This is a genomic window from Rania fehmarnensis (genome assembly GCF_056494185.1).
This window is the reverse complement of record NZ_CM151398.1, coordinates 5,963,515-5,978,648: the sequence shown is the minus strand read 5'-3', so window position 1 is coordinate 5,978,648 and position 15,134 is coordinate 5,963,515. Positions and strand designations below refer to the sequence as shown.

At 54.7% G+C, this 15,134-nt stretch carries 11 protein-coding genes; 4 read left to right on the top strand and 7 right to left on the bottom strand.

Annotation, left to right across the window (positions count from 1 at the left end):
• Window positions 1-26 precede the first annotated feature (26 nt).
• Entirely contained in the window at window positions 27-944 is a 918-nt protein-coding gene (locus tag SH573x_RS20455) for a sugar phosphate isomerase/epimerase family protein (RefSeq protein ID WP_479349607.1), read from the top strand.
• Here the strand turns inward: SH573x_RS20455 and SH573x_RS20450 are convergent.
• The 7 genes from SH573x_RS20450 to SH573x_RS20420 form a co-directional block, all read right to left on the bottom strand.
• Complete coding sequence (locus tag SH573x_RS20450) at window positions 941-2,326, bottom strand: Gfo/Idh/MocA family protein (protein WP_479349606.1); 1,386 nt, start codon at window positions 2,324-2,326, stop codon at window positions 941-943. The genes SH573x_RS20455 and SH573x_RS20450 overlap by 4 nt on opposite strands.
• A gap of 210 nt (window positions 2,327-2,536) precedes the next feature.
• Window positions 2,537-3,955, bottom strand: coding sequence for a transposase (locus SH573x_RS20445; protein WP_479349604.1), 1,419 nt, complete (start codon window positions 3,953-3,955; stop codon window positions 2,537-2,539).
• Window positions 3,956-4,297: 342 nt separating this feature from the next.
• Window positions 4,298-5,902, bottom strand: a complete 1,605-nt coding sequence (locus tag SH573x_RS20440) for a hypothetical protein (RefSeq protein ID WP_479349603.1) — start codon at window positions 5,900-5,902, stop codon at window positions 4,298-4,300.
• Between the two features lie 99 nt (window positions 5,903-6,001).
• Window positions 6,002-8,158 carry a substrate-binding domain-containing protein gene (locus SH573x_RS20435; protein ID WP_479349602.1) on the bottom strand — a complete coding sequence of 719 codons (2,157 nt, stop codon included), beginning with the start codon at window positions 8,156-8,158 and terminating at the stop codon, window positions 6,002-6,004.
• A gap of 106 nt (window positions 8,159-8,264) precedes the next feature.
• Window positions 8,265-9,224 (bottom strand): ABC transporter permease, encoded by a 960-nt coding sequence (locus tag SH573x_RS20430; protein WP_479349601.1) that lies wholly within the window; start codon window positions 9,222-9,224, stop codon window positions 8,265-8,267.
• The gene (locus tag SH573x_RS20425; protein WP_479349600.1) at window positions 9,221-10,738 is read right to left on the bottom strand and encodes a sugar ABC transporter ATP-binding protein; all 1,518 of its coding nucleotides are present in this window, start codon (window positions 10,736-10,738) and stop codon (window positions 9,221-9,223) included. Before SH573x_RS20425 ends, SH573x_RS20430 begins: the two co-directional genes overlap by 4 nt.
• A 14-nt stretch (window positions 10,739-10,752) precedes the next feature.
• On the bottom strand, window positions 10,753-12,000 hold the full coding sequence (locus SH573x_RS20420; RefSeq protein ID WP_479349598.1) for an L-rhamnose isomerase: 1,248 nt from the start codon (window positions 11,998-12,000) through the stop codon (window positions 10,753-10,755).
• Window positions 12,001-12,287: 287 nt separating this feature from the next.
• Between SH573x_RS20420 and SH573x_RS20415 the strand changes: the two genes are divergently transcribed.
• The 3 genes from SH573x_RS20415 to SH573x_RS20405 all read left to right on the top strand — a co-directional run bounded on the left by SH573x_RS20415 (window position 12,288) and on the right by SH573x_RS20405 (window position 15,093).
• Window positions 12,288-12,746, top strand: a complete 459-nt coding sequence (locus SH573x_RS20415; protein WP_479349597.1) for a YkgJ family cysteine cluster protein — start codon at window positions 12,288-12,290, stop codon at window positions 12,744-12,746.
• 52 nt (window positions 12,747-12,798) lie between these two features.
• The gene (hisS, locus tag SH573x_RS20410; protein WP_479349596.1) at window positions 12,799-14,136 is read left to right on the top strand and encodes a histidine--tRNA ligase; all 1,338 of its coding nucleotides are present in this window, start codon (window positions 12,799-12,801) and stop codon (window positions 14,134-14,136) included.
• Window positions 14,137-14,199: 63 nt separating this feature from the next.
• Window positions 14,200-15,093 carry a TSUP family transporter gene (locus SH573x_RS20405; protein WP_479349595.1) on the top strand — a complete coding sequence of 298 codons (894 nt, stop codon included), beginning with the start codon at window positions 14,200-14,202 and terminating at the stop codon, window positions 15,091-15,093.
• Window positions 15,094-15,134 lie beyond the last annotated feature (41 nt).

Genomic DNA, 15,134 nt, shown 5'->3' with positions numbered 1-15,134 from the left:
TTACCTCTAGCCGTGAGTATCAACCCATGATTCAACTTGGATTTGCGACCGCCATTTTACCCGAGTTGTCTTTGAGCGAGGTCATGCAATTCGCCGGTGAAACTGGTTACGACTGCATCGAAGTCATGTGCTGGCCCGTCAGCCAGGCGGAGCGGCGCTACGCGGGTGTAACGCATATCGACGTTACCCAACTGGATGATGACGCAGTGCAGCGTATCGCCGAGTTGAAAACCTCGACTGGTGTCTCGTTGAGCGCTCTGGGGTATTATCCGAATTGTCTTTCGCCTAACCACGATGAGGCGCAGACGGCCGTTGAGCACCTCAAGCGCGTGATCGCCGCCGCGCCTTGTTTAGGCCTGACGCGCGTCAATACGTTCATCGGTCGCGATTACACGCAGAGCGTGCATGACAATTGGCCTCGGCTGCTGGAGACATGGCGACCCATTGTGGCCTTGGCCGACCAGGTCGGCGTGAAGCTGGGCATCGAAAATTGTCCAATGCTGTTTTCGAAAGATGAATGGCCTGGAGGCAAGAATATCGCCGTCTCGCCAGCTATTTGGCGGCGTCTGTTCGCTGACTTGGGTTCCAGTAACTTGGGACTCAACTACGATCCTTCGCACATGGTGTGGCAACACATGGATTATCTGGCCCCGCTGCGAGATTTTGCGGATCGACTGTTTCATATCCATTTGAAAGATGTGCGGATCGATGTCGAAAAACTGAACCAAGTAGGCATACTGGCTCATCCGGCTGAGTATCACACGCCCAAGCTACCGGGGCTGGGTGACATCAATTGGGGCAAGTTTTTCTCAGTACTATTAGATGCCGGATATCGCGGCCCGGCCTGCGTGGAAGTCGAGGACCGAGCCTACGAAAAGAGCATTGAAGATCGCAAGAACTCTTTGCGCCAAAGTTATCGCTACTTGAAGAATTTGATTCCTTAGATCGACACGTCGATCTCGTAACCTTTGCGCTGTTGGCGGCCCATCCACTGGGCCGCATCTGCATCGCCCACGATGGTCTGCTGAACGGAATCCCAATTGATCTTGCGACCCAAGCGAATGGCGATATTGGCCAGGTGGCAGGTCGTCATGGCTCGATGATGGCTGTACACGTCCGAGATTGGTTGCTTGCGGGCTTTGATGGCTTCGACGAAGTTCTCGAAATGCATGCGTGGAATCTTGCCGCCATAGACTTGTTCCAGAGCATCTTCTGGTAGCGGATTGTCTTTGAGGGCTTCGACCACACCACCCTTCATGGAACCGCGGCTGACATGGAACCGACCGTCGGTGCCTTCGAACAAGATTCCGTTGCCATCGGGCGATCCAGAGACAATGTGTAATTCAACATCATTGGGGCACATGACCGTGACATCGAATTCCGTGGCTGTGTTGTACTGATCATCGCGAGTCGGCATGCCGTTTTTGAATTCTACGGGGTGCGTGGCTTTGCCTTCCAGGCTCAGCGGACCAGACTTATCCATGCCTAGTGCCCAACTGGCGATGTCCACATGATGGGCACCCCAGTCGGTCATCTTGCCGCCAGAGTATTCATACCACCAGCGGAATTCGTAATGACAACGCGAGTTGCCCCAACGATTTTTTTCGGCAGCTTTGTAGCGGAAGTCGACCAGCGGTGCCTGGCCCAGCCAACGTTCCCAGTTGAGCCCTGTGGGTGCTTCGGCTTTGGGGATCTCGCCACTGGTCGGAGCGCCACCGATATCGCAGATCACGCGTTTCACTTTGCCAATGCGACCTGCACGAATCATGGCCACGGCTTGAATGAAGCGTTGGCCCATTTCAGTCCGCTGTTGGGTGCCGACCTGAAAGACGCGCTTGGTTTCATCCAGCACCTTGATGATCTGTTTGCCTTCATTGATTGTCAGCGTCAGCGGCTTTTCGCAGTAGATGTCCTTGCCGGCTTGCATGGCTTCGATAGCGATCTTGGAGTGCCAATGGTCGGGAGTAATGATGGTGACCACGTCGATGTCTTTGCGTTCGAGGATCTTGCGATAATCTTCGTAGGCATCGACCGTGTACTCTTTGCCCGATTTGGATTGCACGTTTTGCATCATGCCGCGTCCTTCCTCAAGATGGTTGGCATCGACATCGCACACCGCGATCACGTCACCGAAAATCTTGGCTTGGCCGACGACACCTTTCCAGCGATCGCCCGTGCCAATGCAACCGATGCGCAGACGTTCATTGGGACTAGCAGCAGCCTCTTGTGCGAGCGTGCGCGTGGAAGTACCAACGCCAGAGAACATAGCCGCAGCAGCGGACGCGGAAGTGACTTGCAAGAATTGACGACGAGAGGCTTGGGACATCGGCAGGCTCCAAGGGGTATGAGTGAAAAGGGCTCGGTGCCGGTATTGTAGCATTTCACAACGGTGAGAAAGGATTCGGCGGAAAGTAATCGCAGACCGAAGAATCCCCAATTACTTTATTCATAAAGTAATCGCCAACCGCAGGGGCTCCCCTTCTCCCCCAATGAGTACATTGGGGGAGAAGGGGAGAACCCAACGCTGTGAAGCATTTTATGCGGCGTTTTTGAGTTCGAGTTCCGTTAATTTCTTCCGTTCCCGAGAAGTCAATTTGAGAATGGTTGGTTCACCCAGCGATTTCTTTTCAGCGTCTTTGGGTCTATGGCGCGCGCGTTTGTCGGTGGTGTTGTTATATCGTTGTACTACTGCGTTGATCAGATCCAGCGTTAGCTGGTTTGGTTGGCTACTCTCATTCAAGTTACGCATGTATTTGCGCAATACTCGTAGCGTGTTTGCCAGACTTCGGTCATTGGGGGTATAGTCTCGATTCTTCTCCTTCTTGTCTTTTTTCTTTTTCTTCTCTTTCGTCGCTGCTGATATTTGGGCTCGCAGTGCAAACAGTTCCGCCAATGCCATCGCGTTTAAAGACCACTCGACTTCAACCAATGATCGTTCGGGATTGCGGCAACGAAGTTTTTGTTTGTCGACCGTTTGCTTTAGCCCACGAAACTCGACCTCGATCAACCACCGTTGCTTGTAGAAGTTTGCAATCTGTTCGATGGTTAGTTCGTCCTCATTCAACACACTGGTCAGCATCCACATTTTCGTTTTTCCAACCGTTACGCGAACCAAGCGAAGTCGCAGTGGCGGAACACCTTTATCCATTTGGTCTTTAGGCCAGCACAGAACCGTTCCATCATCCTGCGTTCTAGAATCCGTGTTTTGACTGAGCAATTTTACATTGCCCCCGACTCGTACTAGGAAGTCATGCCCCGCTTCCACAATCGACTTCCATAATTGAAAACCAACGAAACCTGCATCGCCAGTGAATAGGGTGCCTGTCGGAAATTCCTCTTGCTCAATTATGTCGCGAACGTGGTGACGCTCACTGGAGTTAGAAGGCCCGAACCGCCAGGTCCATGGCAATCGCATAGTCATGTGCCACACCATTGTCATCCAAATTTGCGGTTCTGGCGGTGCAGGCTTTTCGGCTCTCTTGCGTGGCTTGTTCATCGACGTGGAGTTCTTGTTCTGCCTCTGCGCTTTGTTGTCGTTGTAACGGGCTTTTTTTCCCTTACCGTAGTTAGGCGCACAGAATGCCTCTTCATTTGAAACCGAACGTGGTACCGTCGCTCTAGAACCGTCAAAGCCCATTAGTACCCAGCCATCGGTGCGGTAAAAACGATCTCCCCACAGTTTCGCCAGCAAATGAAGGCGAGCGCGAATGCCAATTCGGAGAACTTCCTGGTTGTTGGTCAATACGTTCATCATCCCAGTGTAAGACCGGGCAATTTTCGTGAGTCCCAAGCCATGACAAGTCTCAATCGACTGGGCAAATGAATCGGTCACATTCTTACACTCTTGCCATGTCCAAATCAAAGCTTGTGCGGCTAACTGTTCTCCCTGCCAAGTGGCATTGCCATGGAACTGGCCTTTGGCAAATAATGCTCCTGAGGGAAGGATGAGCTCCACGAGCTCCTTGAACAATGCACGATTCTTGACCAGCTCGAGTTTGGCCCTACGTTTGATAACTCGTGATCTATTCTTTGCTCGTTGCTTGCGACTCACGGCCAGATTCCTTTCTGACTGATAGGTTTCAGTTAGTGCTTGGGGGAATCTGGCCTTTTTTCATCCTTTGGCAATTTATGGAAGCCCAGTTTTTGCAAGTTAAAATGCTTCACAGCGTTGGGGAGAACCGGGGCGTTTCACTAGTTTGCATCTAAAGTATTCAAAATGCAAAGGATCGCTAATTACTTTACGCATAAAGTAAATGCAAACCGCAGGGGAATGAAGCGGAGAACCGGCAGAATCCCGTTACTTATAGCTACTGAGCATAGGTTCCAGCACGAAGTCGCGATCTTCGGCGGTGCCGTTGACGAAGGCTAGTCCGTGTCCACCGATGGTCAGTTGCAGCGCGGCGTCACGCTCTTCGTCGTTCAGCAGGCCCAGCGAATGGAATAGTTTGATTTCCATCAGAATGGGTAGTGGGTCCTTGTTCTTCTTTTCAATCAGCGACTTGATGCGTGCCTGAGCGCCGGCGGGCTTGATGGCTGGCATGTCGATTAACTTGGCGGAGGAGTCAATCTTCTTGAAGATGTTGGTCAGGTTCTTGGCCACTTCGTCGTTGTCACCTTTGGTTGCCATCTTGCGATCAACGTCAATGGCATTGAGCGTTGCCGTGGCTCCGAGCGGTTTATCCGAGTGAGTTGAGAGCAAGAACATGCGCGTCTTGTTGGTGGCGCCCATGCGTGAATTTTCAACTTCGACATCGAAGAAGAACAAGAAGTCGATCCCTTCGGCTTCGGCTTTACCCAGCAACTCAGATTTCGTTCCAGTACCCAGGAACATCAGGCCGGGCACGATGTTTTTGCCGGGCACGGCTTTGCCGCGCAAGGCAGCGTCGGCCGGAGTGGCATTAGGTTGGTTAAAGCCGCCACCACCTCCACCGAAGTCCATCGGCATGCCGCTACTCATTCCCATGCCGCTCATGCCGGCCATACCCCGCATACCACCCCCGGCCATGCCTGGAGCGGTTCGATTAACGGGAACAATGGTATCGACGTCTTTGAAGACGTCGCCGAAATCGCCTGCATCCCAGGCGGTTTCAAAGGACTTGATCAGGTCTTCGCCAAAGCGACCGGTGTAATCGACGAAGGTCTTTTGAGCATTCTGGCCACCTTGGCCACCCATGCTGCCCATCGACATTTCGCCCATGCCTCCGCCACCAGCACGCTGGGCGAACGGTGTGCGTCCGATAGGTTTGTAATCGGTGATCGTGCTGGGGGCCTTTAGTTCAACACCAACGGCGAATCGCACCAGCAAGGCAGGTTTGCGAGCGCCGGGCGAGTAGCGAATCTGTTGCAGGATCGTAGGTGCTTCGGCATCATTGGCCAGCAAGTGAGCGATGACATATTGTTCAGCGACCGATTCTTTGCCGATGGCGAATGCATACTTGGCCTTCTCCAAATAAGCTGCGTCTTCGTCGGGAGCCGGGTCGACAATCGCTGGGCCGTTCATACCATTCATGCCCATACCCGGTCCACCCATCGAGTTGGCCATTCCCCCGCCATCGAAGATCGACTCAGTACCAACGGTACCTCCGCCACCGCCTGGTGACATGGTGGGCATGCCTTGAAATGCATTGGACTGTCCGGCGAGGCTGCTGGGCATAATGCCGCTCATGTCGCCCATGGCGGTCGCTTCCTCGGGACTGACGGGTTCTGACTCACCCTCTTCCTCGCTGGCGACCTGTTCGCTTTCCGGTTCCTCAGTCGACATGCTAGGTGGCGGCTGGGAAGCACTGCTGGAAGCAGGAGCTGGGGCCGGAGGTGGTTCACTGCTGCCGCAGCCCCACATCGAGCTCAGCGTCAACACACAACCTAAACAGGCCCACTTGCGCAGGGACAGGCAGTACTTCATGACAGTCCTCAGAATGGGTACTAGACCCGGATAATCAACGAAAAGTGCGGAATGATCGAGCGCCCCTATTATGGCACTCACGCCGGCCATTGTCGAGTTTTAGAAGTCAAATCGATCGATGTTTTCTTTAGTGAAAATGAAGGGTTCACCCAGCAAAATGTTGTGGTCGCGGATCTCGATCTCGCCCAGGCGGCCACCCTTGATCGAGGTACTGTCGGACTTCAACTGGCCGCGATGCAACTGGGCGGCCGCCTGGACGGTCAAGTAGCCCAAATCTAGCGTATTCCACAGGATTACCGCGTCGGTAATGCCTTCGTGCACAAAGCGCTTGTTGTCGTTGGGCATGCTCAGCCCAATCACTTTTACATCGGATCGGCCCGATTGCTTGACCGCTTCGGCCGCACCCGGTACGGCGGGCGAGCAAATGCCCATGATCAGTTTCACGTCGGGGTACGCGTTCAAGATATTGTTGGCTTCGTCGAACGCCTTGGGCTGCTTGTCATCACAAGGCCGCAGCACGGCCATCTTGATATCCGGATACTTCGATGCACGGCGAGCCTCGATGTGCTTCTGCCATTCGATCATGTTGCCTGCGGTCAACGAAGCGGTGATGATCGCAAACTCGCCTTTGCCACCCATGGTCTTAGCGGCTTGATCCATCAGCGTATTACCAATGCCTTCCGGCGTTGCCTGGTTGACAAAAAACTCCCTGGCATCCTCCTCGGCGTCGGAGTCCCATGTGATAACCCGGATACCACGCTCGCGCGCCTTTCTAAGCACGCTGGAGATCCCGGCGCGATTCTCAACGGCCACGGCCAGTACATCGACGCCGCGCGTAATCCACGTGTCGATGACTTCGTTTTGTTTGGCGGGATCGGGATCGGTAGGGCCGTCCCACAGCAGGTTGACATTCAGTTCTTTGGCGGCTTCCTCGGCCCCTTTGCGGCAGACGATGAAATATGGATTGCCTTTGCTCTTGGGCATCAAGGCAACCGTGATGCGTTTGCTGGTCTCGCCGGTCATGCCGGATGCCATCGATGTGCGGCCACCCGTACTGGCGATGTCATCCGCTGAGGACACTCCGCTACTGCCAGTGGAACCTGCTGGCGCGGGCGGCGAAATTCGGACGGCATCGACCAACGCACGATTGCTGCCGGCCACGATCAGCGCGGCCAAGAGAATCGTGGCGCACAGGATAACTAACTGTGCATTCTTCATCTCAAACTCCTGTGAAGGTGAAACATGACTCTCGGCAATTGCCCCAGTCCCGGCGGCCGCATTGGCGATTCTGGTCGCCCGACTGGACCGGCGGACCGTGGAATAACGATCCAAGCAGATCGTGGTCAGCAGCAGCACACCACTGAGCACTCCAGCCAACTCGGCCGGCAAGTCGGATAGTCGTAAACCATTTTGAAGAACAGCGATGGCCAATAGCCCGAGCATCGAACCGACGATCGTGCCGCGACCACCAAAGATCGAGGTACCACCCAGCACGACAGCGGTGATAGCCATCAGTTCATAACCGGTACCTGCATCCGCTTTGGCCTGGCCCAAGTGGGCAACGTAGACCAGGGCGCTGATACTGGCGAACAGTCCACTCAAACAGTAAACGCTAATCAACCGCCGCGCAACATTGATGCCCGCATACCGCGCTCCTTCGATCGAAAAACCAATGGCCACCAAGGCTCTACCAAAGACAGCTTTGTTCAACCACCAGTAGCATAAGACAGCCGCTGCCAACAAAATTGGGATCTGGGTCGGCACGCGACCCAGCACATAACCTTGTCCCAAAAACAAGAAGTCTGCTGGCAGACCAGTGTAGTTGTCGACAGCGCCGGTAATGCCTTCAGCCAAGCCGCGAAATAGCGAAAAGGTGCCTAGCGTAACAATCAGTGGCGGCAAGCGACCATAAGCAATCAACCACCCATTCAAACTGCCCGCCGCCGCGCCGACCAGCAACGTGATCAGCCCGGCAAGCGGTATCGGCAGATGCGCGTCACGCCACAACATGCCAAAGATCACCGCCGATAATCCCATCAGCGATCCAACCGACAGATCGATTCCACCAGTCACGATTACCAGCGTCATAGCCAGTGTTAACAAACCGATCTCAACGCTCAGACGCAGGATCTCCAGGCCATTAGCGACACTAAAAAAGTTCGTGCCCAGCCAGGCAAAGATCGCCACCTCAAGTGCCAACATCACCAGCAATGCCTGGTGTTGACCGCGAGTCGAGGAGTGATGAATCTGGGACATTTGGAGATTGAAGATTGAAGATTGAAGATTGAAGATTGAAGATTGAAGATTGAAGATTGAAGATTGAAGATTGGAGATTGAAGTCTGAGGTCTGAAGTCTGAAGTCTTATTCGCGGTTACTGCGGTCGGTGGCTACGGCGGCCAGGATGATTAGGCCTTGGAGCGCCTTTTCCCATTGCGGTTGAATATGCAAGAACACTAGCGCCGGACCGATCAGCCCCAGTAGGATCACGCCTAACACAGTTCCCAGCAGCGATCCACGTCCGCCCGAAATTGACGTACCACCGATGACCACAGCGGCGATGACTTGCAGTTCCAATCCGTTGCCTGAATTGGGATCGATATCTCCAAAACGCGTAGCACCCAACAGTGCCGCCAATCCGGTTAGGGCACCCATCAGCAAAAACACCAACAGCAAAACGCGCTGCGGACGGATTCCTACTAATCGCGCAGCTTCTTGATTGGAACCGACCGCAACCACGCTCCGACCAGCGGGGAAATATTGGAGCGCGATTGTCAAGATGATAAACACTAACAAGGCGACTGCCAGAATAATCCAAGGTCCGGTTTGTTGATCGGTCCCGAACCACTGCAGTTTATCTTGTACCCCGCGCACGAATTCGCCTTCGCGGTACCAGCGCAGCGATTCACGAAAGATAACCATGGTGGCCAGCGTAACAACGATGGCTGGCAACTTCAGATACGCGATCATGTAGCCATTGAATAGTCCCATAACTGCGCCGCTGAGGATCGCGCTGGCAATGACCACCACCATGGGCCAGTCGTGCTGAGCCACCAGTGCGCAGACAACACTGCAGACGCTCAACTGCGAACCAATTGAAATGTCGATTTGTCGCGCGAGTATTACCAGCGTCATGCCCAGGGCTGCTACCAGCACTGGCGCATTGGCCACCAACTTGTCACGCAAATGTTCGGGTCGAAAGAAGGCGGGCGCGGTTACAGCCATCAGTAGCAGGATCGCGATGATCGCCGCGGTGATCGACCACTGTCGGCTACTGCTGGAGTGCTGCGCTCGCGCAGTTTGCGGAATTTCGATGGCACTCATGGCAAAGCGAGCTCCATGATGCGCTCGGCAGTAGCATCCTCGCGTTTCAGCGTGCCACTGATCGTGCCTTCGCGCATTACGGCGATGCGATCGCACATGCCGAGCAACTCCAAGATCTCTGAAGAGATGAGCAGAATGGCCAAGCCTTGTCCGGCCAGTTCGCTCATCAAGCGATGAATCTCCGACTTGGCTCCGACATCGATACCTTGGGTCGGTTCATCCAGAATCAACACGCGAGGCTTGGTGGCCAGCCAACGACCGAGTGCCACCTTTTGTTGGTTGCCACCGGACAATGTTTCTACCGTATATGCAATCGATGGCGTTTTCACTTTCATACGCTCGACGGCTTCGCTGGCTACGGCATTCTCTTTGGCGAAGTCGATGCCGCTGGCAGAGATAAAACTGCTCGACTGGGCTGTATCCAGCAAACCAAGCGTGACATTGGTGGCGATGGGCATCTCGGGGATGACGCCATGTCGACGACGGTCCTCGGGTACATAGGCCAGGCCAAGGCCGATAGCCTCGGCCGGTGATGTGATGCTGACTGCCTGGCCATCGATTTCAACTTTGCCGGTATCTGCCGGGCAGATGCCGAAAAGCACCTGGGCGAGCTCTGTTCGACCTGCACCCATCAGACCGCCCAAGCCGACGATCTCGCCTGCGCGCACCTTTAGTGATACATCGCGAATGCCCGCGGCTGCAGATGTGAGCGCCTCCACCGATAACCGCTCCTGGCCAATTGTCACGGTACTTTTCGGAAAGACCGCCGATATGTCACGACCGACCATCAAACGTATTAACTCAGTGGGTGTAACTTCACTGGCTGGCCGCGTATCCACCCAGGCGCCGTCGCGGAGCACCGTAACCCGCTGCGCGATGTTGGCTAGTTCCTCCAAACGATGCGACACATAGATGATCCCTATGTGGCTGGATTGAAGTTGTTGGATGACGGTCATCAACTGCTGGACTTCGCGAGTGTTGAGTGACGCAGTGGGTTCGTCCATGATAATCAGCTGAGCATCGCTGCCTATGGCGCGGGCGATTTCCACTAGCTGTTGCTGAGGCATGCTGAGCGCTCGCGCAGGCCAATCAGGGTTGATCTGGGCTCCGATCCGCTCCAGTAACTCTTTGGCGCGTCGTCGTCGGCTAGGCCAATTGATCAGTCGCCAAGCGGAAAGTGGTTCGACGCCGTAAGCTAAATTTTCGGCTACCGACAGATCGGGAAACAGCGTGGGTTGTTGATAAACAGCGGCCACGCCTAGTTGTTTGCTGACCGTCGGATGAAACTGGGCGACGGGCTGGCCGCCAATTTCGACTTGACCGGCATCGGGTCGATAGGCGCCAGTGATAATTTTGATCAGCGTTGATTTGCCCGCGCCATTTTCGCCCACCAGTGCATGAACTTCGCCCCGCGCGACTTCCATCGACACATCGCGCAGGGCTTGTACCGGTCCAAAGGACTTCGATACATGCTGCACGCGCAAGGCGATCGTGGAATTGGTTAGGGCAGTCATAGTTGCGCTGAGGTCTACCTTCGTTGGGTCTGCACCGTTTGTTCGTAGTGTCGGACTTGATCGAGCCATTGGCGACCCGCTGGCACATCATGCCGATGACAAAATTCTGCCCACACCACTCCCCACGGCAGGCTCTTTTGTTCCTCAAGCAAGGCCAGACGGGCAGTGGTATCGCCGGCCAACTCCAACTCGCGCCATGCCTGGATCGGTTCCAGCAGCGCAGCCAACAGAGCCTTCTGCATATTGCGAGTACCAATCACCCAGGCGGCTACGCGATTGATACTGGCATCGAAGTAGTCCAGCCCAATGTGCACTCGCGACAAGCAGTTACCGCGCACGATTTCTTGGGCAATTGCCAGCAGCTCGTCACTCAGTACGACTACATGATCGCTATCCCAGCGCACTCCGCGACTAACGTGCAGCAGCAGTTCATCGACCCACAGCAGCGTGGATGAAATCTTGTCGGAGATGACTTCGGTCGGATGAAAATGGCCGGCATCCAGGCACAATAGCTTGTTGCGCGCGATGGCATAACCCAGATAGAACTCGTGGGAACCGACTACATAACTTTCGGACCCCAGCCCGAACAGTTTGCACTCGACCGCATCGCGCACGAACTTGGAGTCCAGCGGTTGGCTGAAGAGCTGGTCGAGCGACTCAACCAGCATGGCTCGCGGCCCCTGGCGATCGATGGGGGTCTCTTTACAACCATCGGGAATCCACACATTGTGAATGCACGGTGAGCCCAATTGTTGGCCCATGACATTCGCGATGCGCCGCGACGCTTGACCATGTTCGATCCAATACTGTCGAATGGATTTATCGATATGGGTCAGCGTTTGACCGCTGGCCGCCAGCGGATGGCCGAAGTAGGTCGGATTAAAATCCAGGCCCAAGCCGCGCTGGCTGGCCCAATCGATCCAACCTTGAAAGTGCCTCGGCTCGATGCAATTACGCTCGATCGACTGACCACCATATTCGCCGTAGCTGGCATGAAGGTTGAGGCGATGTCGGCCCGGTATCAGTTGCAGCGCTAGCTCCAGATCGCATCGCAGTTCACCGGGAGTTCGAGCTTTGCCTGGATAAGCCCCGGTCACAGCCAGGCCGCCGCCTAGCTCGCTGCCCAGGTTCTCAAAACCGCCAACATCATCACCTTGCCAACAATGCAGCGAAATCGAAATCCCACCCAGCCGGGACAATGCCGCTTCGACGTCGACGCCAATCGATGCGTATTGTTCCTTAGCTAGATCAAGTGCTGTCATAGTTCTCAAATGGTTTGAGGTAGCGGAATGCGTCAAGCATTTCGGCAATTGGTCTAAGGTAGCGGAATGCGTCAAGCATTTCGGCGTCTAGTGACAGGCAAATCCACCGTCTGGCGACGGTGGCTACGGAGGAAACGAATGGATGATACTCTCGCTTTATCGTGGCTACAATGGTCGTCGCTATCACTTCGCGGAGTAACGGGTCGGCAGTTGACGCTTGGGCTGCTAGACTCGGGGGGCAAGTCCAGTCATACTCTGCCCAAGTTGCCACACGTTGCCCAGTTGTCATGCCAAGTAGTAAGGAGATGAACGTGGTTAAGAATCGCATGTGTCGCGATAATGTGCCTGCCGGCGATTGCTTATGCGATCACTGCCCCGCCAAATGTTGCCGTTACTTTGCCCTGGCGATCGACAAGCCGGAAGAGCATCGCGATTTCGATTTTATGCGCTGGTACCTGCTGCACGATCGAGCCACCGTGTTCGTGGAAGATGACAGTTGGTACCTGTTGGTCCATACAACGTGCAAACATTTGCAGAGCGATAATCGCTGTGGGATTTACGCGACGCGTCCCCAAATTTGCCGTGATTACACCACCGATGCGTGCGAGTTCGACGACGATGGCGTGTACGATCACTACTTTGAAACGGCTGAGCAGGTGGTTGAGTACGTCGAGGCTACATTGCAACACACCAAGCTGGACAACATCCGCTCGCCCGAACCCGAACTACTGCCGATCCTGGCGTAGTTTCACACGCCCACAACACCTTAAAAATTTAACAGCCGAACCATAACCCCCAATGAACCAGCGAATTGAGCCACGGACGCTACAGGGATTTCGCGATTATCTGCCCGAAACGATGATGCCGCGCGAGAAGTTGATGGAGACCGCGCGCCGAGTCTACCGCAGCTACGGCTTCTGTCCCATCGATACGCCGGCGCTGGAACTGCTGGAAGTACTGTTGGGTAAAGGCAGCGATGAAACCGATCGGCAGATCTATCGGTTCGAAGACAACGGGGGTAGGCAAGTCGGTTTGCGTTTTGATCTAACGGTGCCGCTAGCGCGTTTTGCCGCTCAGCATGCCAGCACGTTGGGCTTGCCATTCAAACGTTATCACATTGCTCCTGTGTGGCGCGGTGAACGTCCGCAGGCAGGTCGCTTTCGTGAATTCGTCCAGTGTGATTTCGATACGATTGGCACTGAGTCGGTAGCGGCGGATATCGAAACTGCTTTGGTCATCCATGATTTGCTGGTGGCCATTAATGTGGGTGAGTTCTCGCTGCGCATCAATAACCGGCAAGTGCTGAACGGTTTGCTCAACAAGCTCGACCTGGCGGACAAGAGCGTTCCCATTCTGCGGGCCCTCGATAAGCTCGAGAAGATCCAGGCGGCGGGCGTGATGGCCGAGATGGCACAGACCGCTGGTGTCAATGATCAGCAAGCCAGCCAGATTCTGCAGTTCGCCGGTATCCGCGGTTCAGCCGAGTCGGTCTTGCAGCAATTGACGGAGTTGCTGACGGGCAATGACATGGGCATGGCTGGGATCGAACGCTTGTCGGAACTGGTAGCCGCACTGAAGTCATGCGGAATTTCGGAAGAGCGATTTCAACTAGACGTCAGCATCGCCCGCGGACTCGACTATTACACCGGTGTCATTTACGAAACCGTGCTAAAAGATCTACCCAGCATCGGCAGCATTTGTTCAGGTGGTCGGTACGATAACCTGGCCGAACTGTACACCAAGCAGCATTTGCCTGGCATTGGCGCGTCGCTAGGACTGGATCGCTTGTTGGCGGCCATGGAATCACTGGGGCGCATCGAACCGATCCGCGCGGCTGCACCGGTGCTCGTGACCTATTTCGAGAAAAGCGGCTTTCACGACTATCTGAAAATTGCCGGTCTGCTGCGGGCCGCGGGTATTGGCGCGGAAGTTTATCCCGATCCTAAGAAGCTGGGCCAGCAATTAAAGTATGCTTCGCAGCGTGGTTTTCGCGCGGCCATTATCGCTGGTCCCGATGAACTGGCCAAAGGCAACTGCCAGATCAAGAACCTCAAGACTGAAGAAAAGTTTGAAGTTCACTGGCGTGACTCGGCCACGGAGTTGATCGAGAAAGTGGGCGCCTGCCTGGAAGTATGAATACCAAACACTGAAACTGAAAATTGAAACGGCTACTTTCAAAATAACAGTCAAGGACCGTTTATGGCGACCGCTAAACTGGTTTTGATCTCGTTTCTGGCGATCATCGCAGGTCTCTATGCGGTCACTTGGTTTTATACGCTTACGCAGCGGCGGCAGTGGCAGATGCCGACTTGGTATCATGCGCTCGTCGGATTCATTACCGACTTTCTTGATACGCTAGGCATCGGTTCGTTTGCGATAACGACAGCCATGTATCGACCGGTCAAAGCGGTCGACGATCGTTTGATACCCGGCACGTTAAACGTGGGACATGCTTTGCCCACGGTAGCTCAAGCGTTCTTCTTTATCAACGCGGTGCAAGTCGACTCGCTGACGTTGTGGCTGTTGATCTTGGCATCGGTGTTGGGAGCCTGGTTGGGCGCTGGCTGGGTGGCTCGCTTGCCCAAACGTTATGTACAACTGGGCATGGGCGCAGCGCTGTTGTGTGCGGCCATGATTCTGTTGGCCAGGCAACTAGAACTGATTCCGCAGGGCGGGATGGCGACGGGACTGGCAGGCGGAAAACTGCTGATCGGTATCATCGGCAATGTTATCTTTGGTGCGCTGATGACCATCGGTGTGGGTGCGTATGCACCGATCATGGTCATGGTGAGTTTACTGGGGATGGATCCTAAAGGCGCATTCCCAATCATGATGGGTTCGTGCGCGTTTTTGATGCCGGCAGCCAGTTGGCAATTTATCCAGCGCGATAGCTACAGCGTGCCAGCAGCCCTGGGCTTGACTCTGTTAGGAATCCCAGGCGTGATCATAGCAGCCTTGCTGGTCAAGAGCCTGGACCTGACGTTGGTGCAATGGCTGGTCTTGTGTGTGGTTATCTATACTGGAGTAATGATGTTGCTGGCCAGTCGCAAAACATCAGAATCGAACGACGCAACCGTCGCAGTAGAAGGCTAAGCACTTGTCCACGTGCTTCGGGGTGGTTCCGGTTCTTAATT